This window comes from Collinsella aerofaciens, assembly GCF_025289055.1.
Taxonomy (GTDB): domain Bacteria; phylum Actinomycetota; class Coriobacteriia; order Coriobacteriales; family Coriobacteriaceae; genus Collinsella.
The window spans coordinates 42606-58692 of the sequence record NZ_JAESIQ010000003.1 but is presented as its reverse complement, the minus strand read 5'-3'; the positions used below and the strand labels follow the sequence as shown (position 1 = coordinate 58692).

The following is a 16087-nucleotide window of genomic DNA, read 5'->3' as shown; positions in this document are numbered from 1 at the left end:
CTCCTCTGCATTTTCTGACATATGTCAATAATGCCTTGCGCCGCGCCATGCATGCGTTATCCTATTGTTGACATATGTCAGATTTGGAGAGTGTATGGCAGGAAGACGCGAAAAATTACGCCGCGTAGGGATCATCCCCGAATATCGCGGCTTTACCCCTGACGGCCTTGCCAGCGGAGACGCCATCGAGATGACGGTCGACGAGCTCGAAGTCCTGCGGCTGTGCGACCTGGAAGGCCTTAATCAGGAGACCGTCGCCCAGCACATGGGTATCGCTCGTGCCACCGTGGCGGCCATCTGCAGCCGCGCACATCGCAAGGTGGCAAACGCGCTGGTCAACGGGCGGGCGCTCAGTATCGAGGGCGGCAATATCGCATACTCCCCCATCACCACGACAACGGCCGCATGGCCAGCGAAGGAGGTCGGCATCATGAGGGTGGCAACGACGTACGACAACGGCAACATCTTTATGCACTTTGGCCGCAGCGAGCAGTTCAAGATCTACGACATCCAGGATGGCAAGGTGCTCAACGAGCAGGTCGTAGGCACCGGCGGCACCGGTCACGGCGCCCTGGCGGGCCTGCTCGCCAACGGTGGCGTCGACACGCTCATCTGCGGCGGTATCGGCGGCGGCGCCATAAACGCGCTCACCCAGGCCGGCATCACGGTCTATGCGGGCGCCCAGGGCAGCTGCGACGCCTGCGTCGAGGCCCTCATTGCAGGCACGCTCGCTCAGACCGGCGAGGCCACCTGCGACTGCCATGGCCACGACCACGAGCACACCCATGAGCATGGCGAGTCCTGCGGCTGCCACGGCCATCACGACCACGACGGACATGAGGGCTGCAGCTGCCACTAGCGGCAAGCACCTCGACGTCAACACGCTTCCGCGCGTGCGACAACCTGCGAACAAACGGCGTAGGCCGCCTGGAGTACCATCCAGGCGGCCTACGCCATACACGACTCAACCAGTCGTTACTTCTTATTGCGCATCTGCGCTTCCATCTGGCGCAGCAGGTCCATATCGGACTTAGGACCGCCCATTCCCAGGCCGCCCATGCCGCCCAGGCCCATGGCATCCAGACCGGGAATATTGGGCATGCGCATCTTTTTGCCCTTCTTACCCTTCTTGCCCTTCTTGCCACCGGCCTGAGCCTGATTGGCCATCGAGCGCATGCGGCCCATCATCTTGTTCATCTCGCCCCACTGCTTCATAAGGCTATTGACCTCGGTGGGAGTCACGCCGGCGCCCTTGGCGATACGGGCGCGGCGCTGGCCGTTGATGATGGAGGGACGCAGGCGCTCCTCCTTGGTCATCGACATGATGATGGCCTCGTTCTTGTCGAAGATGCCCTCGTCCAGGTTGCCGCCCATCTGGTTGAGCGCACGCTGGCCGCCGGGGAGCATGCCCAGGATGCCCTTCATGCCGCCCATCTTCTTGACAGCCTTCATCTGCTCGAGCATGTCGTTCATGGTGAAGCCCTCGCGCAGCATACGCTCGGCAGCCTCGAGCTGCTCGGCGTCGGCCGCCTCCTGGGCTTTCTCGATGATGCCGACAACATCGCCCATGCCCAAGATTCGCTTGGCCATTCGGTCGGGATAGAACGGCTCCAGCGAATCGGGCTTCTCGCCCATGCTCACGAACTTGATGGGCTTGCCGGTCACCTGGCGCACGGAAAGCGCGCCGCCGCCACGGGCATCGCCGTCGAGCTTGGAGATGATCACGCCGTCAAAGTCGGTGCGCTCGGCGAAGGTCGAGACGACGTTGACGATATCCTGGCCGGTCATGGCATCGACGACCATCAGCACCTGATCGGGCTTGACGGCCTTCTTGATATCCACGGCCTCCTGCATCATCTGCTCGTCGATCTGCAGACGACCGGCGGTATCGACGATGACTACATCGCGCAGGTGGTCGACTGCCTCCTGGATGGCACCCTTGGCGATATCGACCGGGTGCTCGCCGTCGCCGCGGAAGACCGGCACGCCGATCTCTCCACCGAGTGTGGCCAGCTGGTCGGCAGCGGCGGGACGGTAGACGTCGCACGCGGCGAGCAGCGGCGAGCGGCCCTGCTTCTTGAGCTGGTAGGCCAGCTTTACGGCCGCCGTGGTCTTACCGGAGCCCTGCAGGCCCACGAGCATGATGACATTGGGAATGCGGTTGCTAAAGACGAGCTTGCTCTCGGTGGAGCCGAGCATCTCGGTGAGCTCGTCGAGCACGATCTTGACGACGTTTTGCGCCGGCGACAGTGACTCCATGACCTCGGCGGTCATGCAGCGCTCCTTGGTCTTGGCGACGAACTCCTTGACGACCTTGAAGTTGACGTCGGCCTCGAGCAGCGCCATGCGAATGTCGCGCATGGCCGAGGTAATGTCGGCCTCGGTCAGCTTACCCTTGCCACGCAGGCGGTCAAATGTGTCGTTGAGGCGATCGCTCAGGGAATCAAACACTGGTTACTCCTTAGTTGGACTCGCCCACCAGGGCGCGGCAGAAATCTTTGGCATTGAACTCCTGCAGGTCATCGACCTGCTCGCCCACGCCGATGCGCAGGATGGGAAGCTTGAGCTTCTCGGCCACGGCCATGGCGATACCGCCCTTTGCCGTGCCGTCGAGCTTTGTCATGATAATACCGTCCAGACCCAGCGCCTCGTTAAACTCGAGCGCCTGATTGAGGCCGTTTTGGCCCGTTGCGGCATCGATCACGAGCACGACATAGACGGGCATGGGGCCGGCGGCCATATTGGCGGCGCGCTTACGGGTCACATTGACCACCTTGGCAAGCTCGCGCATGAGCTCGGGGCTCGTGTGCAGACGACCGGCGGTATCGATGAGCACCAGGTCGCTACCGCGCTTGTCGGCCTCGTCGAGCACGTCGTAGCAAACACTTGCCGGGTCGGAGCCGCGGTCGCGCTTGATGACGGGGACGCCAGCTCGCTGGCCCCACACATCGAGCTGCTCGATAGCTGCAGCGCGGAAGGTATCGGCCGAACCGATCACGACGTTCTTGCCGCGGGCGGCCATGGCGCTCGCGATCTTACCGACCGTCGTGGTCTTGCCGGCACCGTTAATGCCCACAAACAGCACGCAGCTCGGCGTATCGGAGAACGGATCGCGCTCGATGGGCACAAAGTGCTGCTCAAGCTGCTCGGCCAGGGCGCGACGGAGTTGCGGGGCGGTCTTGAGGTTCTTCTTGGCCGCGGCGTCGCGCAGGTCATCAGAGACCTGAATGGCGACCTCGGCACCCATGTCACCCATGACGAGGGTGTCCTCCAGGTCCTCCCAAAAGTCCTCGTCGACCTCGCCGCCAAAGTAGAAGACCTCGTTGAGTGCCTCGCGGCTGCGCTCAAGTCCGCGCGAGAGAGCGTCAAAGAATCCCATTATGCATTCACGACCTTTCCGGTTTCGCGATCGAGTTTTTGCGAGACGACGCGACTGACGCCGTCGGCTTGCATCGAGACGCCATAGAGGACGTCAGCGTCCTCCATAGTACGGCGCTGATGCGAAATGACCAAGAGCTGCGTATCGGAACGCAACACATCGAGCGCGCCGATGAGCTTGGACAGGTTGGCGTCATCAAGCGCTGCCTCGACCTCGTCCAGCACATAGAACGGCACCGTGCGTGTACGGTACACGGCAAAGAGCAGTGCGAGCGCCGTCAGACTCTTCTCGCCGCCCGACATGAGCATCATCTTGGTGATGCGCTTGCCGCGCGGCTGCGCCACGACCTCAATGCCCGTCTCGGCCGGATGCTCGGGATCGGTCATCTCCAGATGAGCCTGACCACCCGGGAAGAGCATGGCAAAGATCTCGCGGAAATTCGCATCAACCTTCTCAAACGTCACCAGGAACGCCTTGCGCATCTTGCGATCAATGGCCACCGTGATCTTGGTGAGCGCCTTGCGCGCGCTCTCCAGATCGGCCAGCTGCTCCTCGATGTAGTCGGCGCGGCGCTTGAGCTGCTCGTACTCCTCCATGGCAACTTGGTTAACGGGACCAAGGTTGTTGATCTGGCGCACAAGCTGGTTGAGTTCGCGCTCGGCGGCATCGCGGTCCGTGGGCGCCGGAAGCATGAGCGCTTCCTCGAGTACCGTGGTGCCATCGGCGGTAATGGCCTTAATGGCGGCCTCTACCTGCACCTCGAGCTTGCCACGCGCGACCTTGAACTCGTTTTGCGTCACCGTGGCGGCATCGACCCGCTCCTTGGCGCGGGAGACCTCGGCCTTGGCGTCCTCGATAGTCTTCTTGAGCGAGGCCGAGTCCGCCTCCTCGAGCGAAGCCTGGTCACGCAAGCGCGCGGCCCAATCCGACGCGCGCTCCAGCAGGGCCGAATAGCGCTCGTGCATGGGATCGACGCGCAGGCGCAGCAACTCGAGCGAGCGCGAGGCCTGGCGTGTTCCGCGGATACGGCGGTCGATGCCCTCCAGGCGATGCTCCAGGTCAGGCACACGGCCCTTCAGCGAACGCAGACGCTCGCTCGTCTGAGCCAGGCGGACCTTGGCATCGGCGAGCTTACCGGCTGCCTCGGAGTCGTCACGGCGCACGCGATCGAGCTCGTCGTTGGCTTCGGCAATCTGAAGACCCAGGTCGCTTGCCTGCGCACGGGCCTCGTCGCGCGAACGGGTGAGCTCGTCAACGCGCGGGCGCGCAGCGCGAACGGCCTCGGCGGCCTGCTCGCGGCGCTTGGAGATGCGCACGCGCTCGACCTCGGCATTGTTGGCGCTTTGCTCCAAGCGGCCAATCTCGGAGAGCAGCGAGCGGCGCTCGCCCTCAAGACGGGCAATCTCGCCGGCAGCATCGCCCTCGGCGGCACGTGCCTCCTCGACGGCCGCATTGGCCTCGACGACCTGATCCGACACATGCTCAAACACGGCAGCCAGATCGGGCTCCAGGCCCTCTAGCTCGCGAATACGACGCTTGCGCTCCAGGGCACCCGAAGCCTCGCCGGCATCGAGCCCCACCCGCACCAGGCCGCCACAGCTCACACGGGCGCCATCGGGCGTCACATAGGTCACATCGTCAACGACAGGCGCCGCCAGAGCGGCAGCCAAATCATCGACCACGTAATAGCCGCCGAGCAGGGCCTCGACAACCGGGCCATAACCGGAGCGCACGGACAGGTGATCGACCAGACGCGAACCGGCAGCACCCTTAGCGGCAGCAGAGCCGCTCACGCCGCGCGCCATCAGCAGTGCCTCGCCCGAGGCCTTCTTTTGGTCCAGAGCCGCACGACCGGCACGCTCAAGCGTGGCGGCGTCATCAAACAAAAGAGCATCGATATCGCCGGCAAGCAGCTGCTCGACCAGGCCCTCGAGCTCACGAGGAGCCTCGAGCACGTCGCCCAAACGACCCGAGACATCATCGCCCAGCGCACCCATCAGACGGCTCACCAGCGGCGAGCTATCGGCCATGCGGGCATCGAGCTTCTTTTGGCTGGCAAGCTCCGAGCGCACCTCGGACAGCTTGTTGCGCGCCTTGCTCTCGCGATTACGCAGGTCCTTAAGGGCTGCACGGGCGACCTCGGTGGCCTCGCGCGCATCGACCTGAGCCTGGCGGGCCTGATCGAGCGCGCCTTCAAGCTCCTCAGCGCGGTCGCGACGGCTCTCGAGCGAGGCCGTGACCTCCTCGAGCTGCTCGTCGATCTGCTCCAGGCGCGAGGCGTACATGTTGTCCTCGACCTCGGCGTTGCTCAGCGAGTCCTTCACCTTGGCGAGCTCGAGCGCGGCGTTATCGGCCACGCGCTGCACATCGCGTTGCTCGCGCGTAAGCTGCGAAATCTGATTGTCGAGCGCCACGCGCCGCTCGTGGAGCTCAGCGGCAGCAGGACCAGCGGCGTCAACGTCCTCCTGGGCCTGCATGTGCGCACCGGTCACTTCCTCAAGCTGCGCACGCGCGTCCTCGAGCTCCTCGACCACGCGACGACGCTGATGCTCGGAGCTCGAAATCTGACCGCGCATGTCAGACAGGCGCGACACCATGTTGTGGCCCTTTTCCTCGAGCAGGCGCATGTCGGAGTTAATGCGGCCGACCACATCTTGCATATGACGGCGTTGCTCGCCCAGGTCGCCCACAAACAGGCCCTTTTCCTCAAGCATAACCTGGAGCTTCTCGAGCTCGCGCTCCTTTTCGCTCATGCGGTACTGCGCAAGCTCCAGCTCGGCAGCACCTTCCTTGGAGCGGCTCTCCAGGTCGTTCCACTGCGACTGCAGCGAACGAAGCTCATCGACAGCCAGCATCTGCGTAAGCTCGTTCGCGCGCGAGGACAGCTCTTTGTACTTGCGCGCGCGATCGACCTGACGCTCCAGCGGTCGCAGCTGACGGGCGATTTCCTTATTGATGTCGCGGGCACGCGTCAGGTGCTCGTCCATCGACTTAATCTTTTTGAGCGCACGCTCCTTGCGGCGCTTGTGCTTGGAAATGCCGGCGGCCTCCTCGATGAGGGCGCGACGCTCCTCGGGGCGGCTCTGCAAAATGGCGTCGAGCTTGCCCTGGCTGATGATGGAATGCGTATCCTTGCCCAGGCCCGAATCGTGCAGGATGTCCTGAATGTCCATCAGGCGGCACGGACTCGAGTTGATGAGGTACTCGCTTTCGCCCGAGCGATACATGCGACGGGTGATAGCGACCTCGTCAAAGTCGACGGGCAACATATGGTCCGAGTTATCGAGCACCAGCGTGACCTCGGCGACACCCACCGGCTTGCGCGCCGACGAGCCCGAGAAGATGACATCCTCCATGGCCTGGCCACGCAGCTGCTTGGCGCTCTGCTCGCCCAGGACCCACAGAATCGAGTCAGAGATGTTCGATTTTCCCGAGCCGTTTGGACCGACGATGACGGTCAGGCCCGGCTCAAACGTCATATGGGCGCGGTCGGCAAACGACTTGAACCCTTTGAGCGTGAGGGACTTGAGATACACGGTTCCTCGCTTACACGTGCTTCTTGTTCAGAATCACGCCGTTGGTGGTGTAACCCATGCGGTCGAGCGCTTCGAGCGCGGCAGCTCCCTCGGCTTCCTTCTTTGAGGAGCCGGAGCCGCGACCCTGGCGAATACCATCGATCAAAACCACAGCGGTAAAGGTGGGCGCATGCGCCGGGCCCTCGGAGCCAACGAGCTTGTACGCCGGAGGTTCGTGACCGTCGGCTTGCACGCACTCCTGCAAAAACGACTTGGGGTTCGCAGGATGCTCGGCACGCTCGGAAGCCAAATGCGGCTTAAGCGTACGGTGAATGAACTCCGCCGCAACGTCCCAGCCGGCATCCAGGTACAGCGCGCCCACGAGCGACTCATAGACGTTCTCGAGGGCCGAATGCAGGCCGCGCGCACCGGTACCGGTCTCGGAGGCACCAAAGATGATGATGTCGTCGATGCCCAGCTCGTGAGAAACCTCGGACAGCGTAGCGCCCGAGACAAGCGACACCTTCAAGCGCGTGAGCTTGCCCTCGTCAAACTCCGGATAGGACTCAAACAGGGAGCGTGCGACCACAGCGCCCAAAATGGAATCGCCCAAGAACTCAAGGCGCTCATAGCTGGCTGAAACCGGCTGGCCCTCGACTGCCGAGGGATGCGTAAGCGCCGCGCGCAGCAGCACCTTATTGTTGAACTCGTGGCCCAGGATTTCCTGGGCGCGCGTAAGTCGGTCGGATAAAGCCAAGACTTAAGCCTCCTTGGCAGCTTCGATAGCGTCGACGGCGTCGGCGACAGAGTTGAGCGAGAGCAGAGTCTCGTCATCGATCTCGAGGTTGAACTCGTCCTCGATAGCCGTAACCAGCTGCAGGCGCTCGAGCGAGTTGGCATCGAGGTCGTCAAAGGTGGTCTCCTCGCTAATTTCGGCAACATCGACGCCCAGAACGTCAGCAGCGACCTCGGCGATCTTGTCGAAGATTTCGGAGCGGTCCATAGCGCTTCCTCTCATAGTGCATGAATACCAAAAGAATGGTACCGCCCGGGCGGTACCAAGACACGGTTCTGATTCTACCCCACGACGTGCACCGCGAAGCACATAACAGCGCTCTAACTCGCTCTTATAAAACGATACCGTCCATAGAGTTGGCGACATTCTCGACCAGCCCGGCGCGCACGGCTTCGGCCGCCGCGAGCGTACCGTTTTTGACAGCCTCGACCGAGGTGGCACCATGGCCGATCAGGACCACGCCGCGCAGGCCCAAAAGAATCGCGCCGCCCTTGGCGTCGCCAGAGAGCTTGGCTTTAATCTCGCGCATCTGCTTTTTGATGAGCAGCGCGGCAATCTTGGTGCCGAGCGAAGACATAAAGACACCCTTGAGCTCCTGCAGCAAAAACTTGGCAGCGCCCTCGGTGGCCTTGAGCGCAATATTGCCCGACATGCCATCGGCAACGATGACATCGAAGTTACCTGAGGTGATGTCCGTTCCCTCGCAGTTACCAACAAAGCCGGGAACGGCGGCTTTCATGGCCGGGAAGCAGGCCTTGGTAAAGTTGGAGCCCTTCTCGTCCTCGGTGCCGTTGGCAAGCAGGCCCACGCGGGGATGCTCGATGCCCAGGACAACGCGGGCATAAGCGCTACCCATCTGAGCAAAACGCACCATGTCATCGACCTCAACATCGGGGTTGGCGCCCATATCGCACAGCACCGTCAGACCGCCGGCACGATTGGGCAGCGCATTGGTCAGACAGGGGCGCACCGGCTGCTTCTTGCCTTCGGCCTGATACCTAAACGGCGTCACGTAGGCGGTGGCGGCAGCGGTCATGGCACCGGTGGAACCGGCGGAGAAGAACGCATCCGCGTTGCCCTTCTTAATGGCGCGGCAAGAAAGCACGATCGACGACTTACGCTTGGTCATCACGGCGCGAATGGGATCGTCATCCATGGCGATAACGTCAGGCGCCTCAAGGGCCTCAACACGTGCGTGAGAAGCTGCAAAGGGATTGACGATTTCGGCGGGGCCAGCTGCCAAGACCTCAATATCGGGATCGGCAGCAAGTGCAGCCTCGATACCATCGAGAACAACCTGAGGTTTTTCGTCTCCGCCCACAACGTCTACACAAACGCGAACGTTACTCATATACATGCTCCTTATACAAAAATGGCCGACTCATTGAGCCGGCCATTGTGGTTCCATTTGGAACGGCATCGCATCCAGAGTATACCGTTACTCGGTAACGATAACCTCGCGGTCCTTGTAGAAACCGCAGCTGGGGCACACGTGGTGCGGAAGCTTAACAGCGCCGCAACGGGGGCACGTGGACTGAGCCGCAGCCGAGATCTTCATGTTGGCGGAACGACGGGTGTGAGTGCGGATACGACCCTGCTTTTGTTTAGGTACGGGCATAGTGACCTTCCTTATGAACTATCCAGTGTGGCGATTACGCGCAAGTAGCGATACTACCACAGTTTTACTCATCAAGCTTGAGATTCTTCAATGCTGCAAATGGATTTTCCGTGGCAGCGGCCCATTCTGCCTCTGCCTGGGCGGCGCAATCGCATTGCTCGACGTTGAGATTGCAACCGCAAGTGGGGCACAGACCGCGACAATCGGGCTTGCAAAGCACCACAAACGACGTGTCCATAACGACCGCGTCATTGATGGGCTCGCCCAGATCGACGATGCGGTCCTCACCCAGGAGCTCGTAGCCATCCTCGTAGGCCTCGGGATCCTCGGGCTCCTCAAAGAGGTAGAACTCCTCGATCTCGCCAGCGATATCAAACGAGGCGGGCTCCAGGCAACGGTCGCACTCGCCGGTGGCGTGCGCGCGGACCATGCCCGTGAGCAAGACACCGGTACCGGCATTGGTAAAGACAACGTCGTAGTCGATGCCGTCCTGTAGCTGGTACTCCTTCTCGCCCACCGTGTAGGTGGCGACATCGACCTTACCGGTCAGCGGATACGAATCTCCAGGAAACTCGAGCTGCTCGGAAAGATCGACGGTAACGCTCGGGAACTCAGCCATTACCACTGACCATTCTGTTGGGCGGCACCCTCGTTGAGCTGCTGACGGCAACGGGTAACGGTGCCGGTCAGGCTCTTGAGGTTCTCCTCCAGGTGCGTAAAGACCTGCTCTGCGTAGTCCTCGGCAGCATAACGCGTCTCGCGCTCGTACTGCTGGGCACGATCGCGGATGTCGTCGGCCTGCTGCTGCGCAAGTCGGACGATCTCCTGCTCACCGGCAATGGTGAGGGCCTGCTGCTGAGCGTCGGCGATGATGGAATCGGCCTGAGCGGCGGCGGAAGCCATAAGCTCCTCGCGCTCCTTAAGGATACGGCGGGACTTCTGCCACTCCTCGGGATAGCTCATGCGGATCTCGTCGAGGATATTGAAGGACACGTCGGCGTCGATGACCTTGAACTGAGCGTTCTTGCCGAAAGGCGGCTTGGCTTCCTCGATCAGCCCTTCGAGCTCATCGACCAAGCTGACGATCCTATCGCCAGGAAAATTCTCGCCCGGCATCCGGTCTCCTTTCATAGGTAACATATCATCGTGCTAGTTTACCACATGCCACCAGGCAATAAAAAACGTCACGAAAAGCGATGTCTGAGCGCTTCGACCACGTTGGGCGGCACAAACGTCGATACATCGCTGCCGAGCGAGGCGATCTGGCGAACGACCGAGCTCGAGATGTAACCGTACTGCGGAGCACTCATGACAAAGATGGACTCCAGCTCGCTATCCAAGCGATAATTGAGGTCGGCCTGCTGCAGCTCATACTCAAAGTCGGTCATGGCGCGCAGGCCCTTGACCACGGCCCCCGCCCCCTGCTCACGAGCGAAGTCGACCAAGAGGCCGGTAAAGGGCAGGACTTCGACGCCGTCGATATTACCGAGCGCCTCGCGGGCCAGCGCCACGCGCTCATCGAGCATAAACGTGGTGCCCACACCGTTTTTACCCTGCGACTCTGCAACAGCGACGATCACACTGGGAAAGATGCGGCGGGCGCGGCGGATCACATCGATATGGCCAAACGTGATGGGATCGAAGGTGCCCGGGACGATCACGCGGTTGATGGTGTCATTCATGGGCGTCCTCCTGAAACGTCGTGGCATCGTTGTTATCGGCATCGGTGACGGCACTATCGTCCTCACCGTCGTCATCGCCGACCCAACGAAGCAGGTCGACCGAGGTAATGCCGTAGCGCTTCTCACGTACAGTCTCAAAGCCTGCCGGATGCGCGCCCGCATCGGCGGAGGCATGCTCAAACAGGGCATAAGCGCCAGGCGCAAGCAGACCCTGCTGAGCCAGGTTCTGCAGCAGTTCCTCGACCGGCTCGGCACCAAAAGCATAGGGCGGGTCGAGCAGGACCAAATCAAAGGGGCCGCCCGGTACACGACCGCGCGAGGCACTTGCCAGCATGTCGCCCGTGACCACACGCCAACGCGCACGGTCACGGCAGAGCGACTCGATATTCTTGGTAATGAGCCGCGCGGCGTTGCGATCGATCTCAAACGTCGTGAGCGAGCGGGCCCCACGAGAGAGCATCTCTAACCCTAAGGCACCGGAGCCGCCAAAGGCGTCCAGCACACGAACCTCGTCCAAATCGAAATCGAATGCCGACATGACCATAGATGCGCACGCCTCGCGCACGCGATCAGTCGTGGGGCGGGTGACATCGCGACCACGGGGCTCCTCGATCTTACGACCGCGCCATTCGCCGCCGATGATTCTCATCCTCCGCTGACCTCCTTAAAGATATGTCGATAACGCATGGCGACCGCCTCGCGCAAGGGACGCGTCGCCACAGAGTCAAGGTTGCAAGCATACCGCAAGAGCTCGACCGCGTCCAAATGGGCCCATTCGATAAGGTCCTCATCGGCATCCAGGTCGACAAAGCGCAGGGTCACACCACCATGCTGGCGGTACCCCAGAATTTCGCCCTCGTGGCGCAAACGCAGGTCCATTTGGGCGAGCGTAAAGCCGTCCGAGGTCTTTTCGAGCGACTGGAGACGGTCTTGCGCCGCCGATGCGCCGCCGTTGCCCTTGGAGTGCGTCATAACCAGGCAGGTGCCCGACACGCTGCCGCGGCCCACGCGACCGCGCAGCTGGTGCAAGGCCGCCAAGCCAAAGCGCTCACCGTTCTCGATGACCATAACGGTGGCGTTAGGCACGTCGACGCCCACCTCGACCACCGTAGTCGAGACGAGCACGTCGATCTCGCCACGCTTGAAGGCATCGATGACCCGATCCTTCTCCCCCGCTGGCATACGGCCGTGAAGGCGCTCGATGGCAAGACCCGGCAACGCCAGACGCAGGCGGTCGAGCTCGGTTGCCGTATCGTGCAGTGGCACGGGGACCGTCACGCGGCCCTCGTCGTCGCGGGCGATACCGGGCACATCTTCCAGCTCATCGGCCGAGTCACTCGGCTCCACGAGCGGACAAATCACGTAGGCCTGCTGACCCTTTTCATGCGCCTCGCGGATGGCGCCATAGGCGAGGTCACGGCTCGACTCGGTGAGCACGCGTGTCGTCACGCCAGCACCAGGGACGGGCCGATGGCGAATGACGCTCGTGTCCAGATCGCCGTAGACCGAAAGCGCCAGCGTACGCGGGATGGGCGTCGCCGTCATAACGAGCAGATCGGCACCCGGTCCCTTCGCGCGCAGGGCGTTGCGTTGGCCCACACCAAACCGGTGCTGTTCATCGATGACCACGAGCGACAGATGCTTGAACGCAACGTTATCCGAAAGAACCGCGTGGGTGCCAAAGAGCACGTCAAGCTCGCCCGATTCCAGCTGTGCATGGATGCGCTCGCGCTCTGCGGCCGGCGTGGCACCCGTCAGAAGTGCCCAGGACATGCCGGCCTGGGAGAGCAGAGGGCCGGTCTTATCGGCATATTGGCGCGCCAGCACGCCCGTGGGCGCCATAACGCAGGCCTGCGTGCCGCTATCGGCAGCCACAGCCAGCGCGCAGGCGGCAACGGCGGTCTTACCGGTACCGACATCACCCAGCAGCAGGCGGTTCATCACGCGCCCGTCATCGCACATATCGCGCAGGATTTCCTGGAACGCGGCCTCCTGCTCGTCGCTCAGCGAAAACGGCAGGGCTTGCTTGAGCGCGGCCAGGTGCTCGCCCGCGGTATGGGCATAGGGCACCACATCGACCAGGCCGCCATCGTTGCGCAGACGCAACGCCAGCTGCAGGTAGAGGCACTCCTCGTAGGCAAGCCGTGCGCGCGCGATGTCGCGCTCTGCCATGCTCGAAGGAAAGTGGATCGCTCGAAGCGCACGAGCATTGCTCATCAGGCGACGCTTAACGCGTAAGCGTGCCGGAATGGGATCAAAGGGATTGCCGACGACCTCGAGCGCGCCGCTTACGATGCGGCGCATCCACGCCTGGCTCACGCCATCACTCACGTAATGGACCGGCAGGATGGTGCCTGTGGCACGCCCGTCCTCGAGCTTTTCAAAGTGCGGCGAGGCCATCTGCTTAAAGCCGTAGGCAAACTCGACCTTGCCCATCACGGCCAGGCGGTCGCCCTGTTTAAGCTGCTGGGCAATCCAGGGCTGGCGGAAAAAGGCGACCTGCAGCACGCCCGTCTCGTCAACAAGCGAGACCTCGGTCACCTGCATGCGCGGACGCGGCTGCTTTTGGACGATACGGTCGACCGTGGCGATGATGGTGCACACGGTACCGATGGGCGCCATCTCGATAGACCAAGAACGGGTAAAGTCGAGGTATCGATGAGGGATATGGAGAAGGAGGTCCCCCACCGTCCGAATTCCCAGACGGCGAAGGGCCTCCTCGCGTTTACCCGAAACATATTTGAGTCGCGCGATATCCTCGTCGAGCGCATTGCTCTGGGCAAAGCGCTCCGAGACGCGCGGCACGGAGCACAGCTCGGACATGGGCAGTTGCCTACTCGATCGAGAAGATCACGGGATAGAGCGGCTGCTCGCCACGATGGGCGTCGATCTCCAGGTCGGGCTGAGCCTCCTCAATAGCGTCGACGATCTCCTGGAAGGCCTCATCGGACAGCTCCTCGCCGGCCAGAATCGTCAGCGCGTCGCCCTCCTCTTCCTCCTGCATGCGGTTGATGCAATCGAGCGTGACCTGCTTCACGTCGGAGCCGACCACGTCGATGGAGCCGGCGATGATACCCATGACGTCACCGGAGTGAATCGGAGAGCCATCAGATGCGCTGGAGTCGCGCACGGCGCGGGTGACCTCGCCATCGCGGACCTCGCTGATGGCGTCGACCATAGCGGCGACGGCATCCTCGAGCTCGGAATCGGGCAGGACCGCGAACAGCGCGGAGAACGCCTGCGGGACGGTCTTGGTGGGAACGACGGCGACCTTCTTGTCGGTGCAGGCAGAAGCTGCGGCCTCGGCAGCCATGCGGATGTTACCGTTATTGGGCAGGATGATGACTGAGGTCGCGTTGACCTGGTCCACCGCGCCCAGCAGGTCGGCGGTCGAGGGGTTCATGGTCTGGCCACCGGAGACGACCACGTCGACGCCAAGGGACTTGAGGATGTCGGCCTCGCCGGAACCGGCGGCAACGGCGACAAAGCCCAGCGCCTTGGCGGGCTCGGCGGCCTTTTCCTGATCCTCGTGGATCTTGGCGGTACGGTCGTGGGCCTCCATCTCCATGTTGTGGATAAAGACCTCATAGATCTGACCGAGCTGCAGCATGTGCTCGAGCACCAGGTTGGGGGTGTTGGAGTGCACATGGATCTTGTAGTCGGGATAGGCGCCCACGAGCAGCTCACAGTCGCCCATGGAGCCTAGGAACTTAAGGCACTCGTCCTCGTCAAACGGGGCGTCGGCCTTAAACAGGAACTCGTTGCAGTAGCGGAACTCCGAGCCCTCCCAGTCGTCGTTAGCCTCGATCTCAACACGGCCAAGAGCGGCATCGCGGGCAGAGCCGGCGGAGTCAAACGTAGCGGAGAAATCCTCGACAACGGTGCTGCGACCAAGCGCGGCGGCAACAAAGTTCTCCAGGAAGATGGCAAAGCCGAAGGCGCCTGAGTCGACCACGCCGTTCTCTTTGAGGACGGGCAGCAAGTCGGGCGTGCGGGCGACGGACTGGTACGCCTCGACGACGATGGCATCGAGCGCATCCTCGGCCGAGAACTTCTTCTTCTCGCACTCGTCGGCCTTGGTCGAGACATCGCGCAGGACCGTGAGGATCGTGCCCTCGATGGGCTTGCGGACAGCCTGGAAGGCGACCTTGACGGCGCGACGGAAGGCGAAGGCAATGTTGGCGGACGTAATGGGCTCGTCGGCAGAGACAAGGCCCTCGGCCACACCGCGCAGAATCTGCGAGGTGATGACGCCGGAGTTACCGCGGGCGCCCATCAGGGAACCGTGGGTGATGGCGCCGGCGATGGCCTCCATGTCGGCATCGGCGGGAAGGGCGGAAAGCTCCTTGGTCACCGAGGCGAGCGTGAGCGACATGTTGGTACCGGTGTCGCCGTCGGGTACGGGGAAGACGTTGAGCTTGTTGATCTCCTCGGCCTTGTCGGAAACGGCAGCCGCAGCGATCGGAAAACAGGTGCGAATGGTCTTTGCAATCATGGGTATTTGAATCTCCGTTTTCGGATGCTAGTTCAGACGGCTCTTGAGCGCGTCGATATGGATGCCGATCTTAAGGCTGGCGGGATCGATCTGGGCGATCTCCTGCAGGGTGAAGGCAACGGAGCTCGAAAGATTGTGGCAGACGGACTTCATGTTGACGCCGTTCTCGAGCACGACGTGAAGATCGACCGTAAGGCCGTTCTCGTCGGCGGAGACAAGCACGCCCTTGCGGAGGCGCTGACCGGCAAGCAGGCGCACGCTCTCGGCGCCCTGGAGCTGCTCAGCCATACCGACAACGCCATAGCACGTCATCGCGGCATAACCGGCAATATCGGCAATAACGTCGTTCGAGACGCTCAGGCTGCCGTTAATGGTCTCAGACACAAGAATCTCCTTTTCTTGGTGCTCGCGGCACCATGTCGTGGGAGCAATCATTGCAATATTCTACAACGACCGCGCCATGTTGAGGTGGCGGGCCTCGGGATTACATCCTCGACACGAAATGTTGATATGGTAACGTTCGCGAACGGCGATCGCGGCATGAAAAAACCCGCCGCATAAGCGACGGGTTTTACAACCTGGCTCCCCGGGTAGGACTCGAA

Annotated in this window: 15 protein-coding genes and 1 tRNA gene (1 of these 16 running past the window's edge); 1 reads left to right on the top strand and 15 read right to left on the bottom strand. The window is 62.2% G+C overall.

Annotated features, from left to right (window positions below):
- Positions 1–94 precede the first annotated feature (94 nt).
- Positions 95–859 (top strand): NifB/NifX family molybdenum-iron cluster-binding protein, encoded by a 765-nt coding sequence (locus tag JMJ97_RS01720; RefSeq protein WP_260698939.1) that lies wholly within the window; start codon positions 95–97, stop codon positions 857–859.
- 116 nt (positions 860–975) lie between these two features.
- Here JMJ97_RS01720 and ffh read toward each other — a convergent pair whose 3' ends face one another.
- From ffh to JMJ97_RS01645, 15 genes are all read right to left on the bottom strand, one after another.
- The gene (gene ffh, locus JMJ97_RS01715; RefSeq protein ID WP_260698938.1) at positions 976–2451 is read right to left on the bottom strand and encodes a signal recognition particle protein; all 1476 of its coding nucleotides are present in this window, start codon (positions 2449–2451) and stop codon (positions 976–978) included.
- Positions 2452–2461: 10 nt separating this feature from the next.
- Positions 2462–3379, bottom strand: a complete 918-nt coding sequence (ftsY, locus tag JMJ97_RS01710; protein ID WP_260698937.1) for a signal recognition particle-docking protein FtsY — start codon at positions 3377–3379, stop codon at positions 2462–2464.
- Positions 3379–6915, bottom strand: a complete 3537-nt coding sequence (smc, locus tag JMJ97_RS01705) for a chromosome segregation protein SMC (RefSeq protein WP_260698936.1) — start codon at positions 6913–6915, stop codon at positions 3379–3381. The genes ftsY and smc overlap by 1 nt, the downstream gene beginning before the upstream one ends.
- A 10-nt stretch (positions 6916–6925) precedes the next feature.
- A complete protein-coding gene (rnc, locus tag JMJ97_RS01700; protein ID WP_138112385.1) occupies positions 6926–7651 on the bottom strand; it encodes a ribonuclease III in 726 nt (241 codons plus the stop codon).
- Positions 7652–7654: 3 nt separating this feature from the next.
- Positions 7655–7897: an acyl carrier protein gene (locus JMJ97_RS01695; protein WP_055286398.1), complete on the bottom strand. Its 243-nt coding sequence runs from the start codon at positions 7895–7897 to the stop codon at positions 7655–7657.
- Positions 7898–8021: 124 nt separating this feature from the next.
- Positions 8022–9041: a phosphate acyltransferase PlsX gene (plsX, locus tag JMJ97_RS01690; protein WP_195363929.1), complete on the bottom strand. Its 1020-nt coding sequence runs from the start codon at positions 9039–9041 to the stop codon at positions 8022–8024.
- Between the two features lie 87 nt (positions 9042–9128).
- Positions 9129–9308, bottom strand: coding sequence for a 50S ribosomal protein L32 (gene rpmF, locus JMJ97_RS01685; protein ID WP_022094017.1), 180 nt, complete (start codon positions 9306–9308; stop codon positions 9129–9131).
- A 64-nt stretch (positions 9309–9372) separates the two neighbouring features.
- Positions 9373–9927 (bottom strand): YceD family protein, encoded by a 555-nt coding sequence (locus JMJ97_RS01680; RefSeq protein ID WP_260698935.1) that lies wholly within the window; start codon positions 9925–9927, stop codon positions 9373–9375.
- A complete protein-coding gene (locus JMJ97_RS01675; RefSeq protein WP_260698934.1) occupies positions 9927–10424 on the bottom strand; it encodes an ATP synthase subunit B family protein in 498 nt (165 codons plus the stop codon). Before JMJ97_RS01675 ends, JMJ97_RS01680 begins: the two co-directional genes overlap by 1 nt.
- A gap of 68 nt (positions 10425–10492) precedes the next feature.
- Positions 10493–10990: a pantetheine-phosphate adenylyltransferase gene (coaD, locus tag JMJ97_RS01670; RefSeq protein WP_152068081.1), complete on the bottom strand. Its 498-nt coding sequence runs from the start codon at positions 10988–10990 to the stop codon at positions 10493–10495.
- The gene (rsmD, locus tag JMJ97_RS01665; protein WP_260698933.1) at positions 10983–11639 is read right to left on the bottom strand and encodes a 16S rRNA (guanine(966)-N(2))-methyltransferase RsmD; all 657 of its coding nucleotides are present in this window, start codon (positions 11637–11639) and stop codon (positions 10983–10985) included. The genes coaD and rsmD overlap by 8 nt, the downstream gene beginning before the upstream one ends.
- Positions 11636–13813: an ATP-dependent DNA helicase RecG gene (recG, locus tag JMJ97_RS01660; protein WP_260698932.1), complete on the bottom strand. Its 2178-nt coding sequence runs from the start codon at positions 13811–13813 to the stop codon at positions 11636–11638. The genes rsmD and recG overlap by 4 nt, the downstream gene beginning before the upstream one ends.
- A 10-nt stretch (positions 13814–13823) precedes the next feature.
- Positions 13824–15485 carry a DAK2 domain-containing protein gene (locus JMJ97_RS01655; protein WP_055309525.1) on the bottom strand — a complete coding sequence of 554 codons (1662 nt, stop codon included), beginning with the start codon at positions 15483–15485 and terminating at the stop codon, positions 13824–13826.
- A 27-nt stretch (positions 15486–15512) separates the two neighbouring features.
- Entirely contained in the window at positions 15513–15869 is a 357-nt protein-coding gene (locus JMJ97_RS01650; protein ID WP_022093773.1) for an Asp23/Gls24 family envelope stress response protein, read from the bottom strand.
- 195 nt (positions 15870–16064) lie between these two features.
- Positions 16065–16087 (bottom strand) — tRNA-Asn (locus tag JMJ97_RS01645) (it continues 152 nt past the right edge of the window).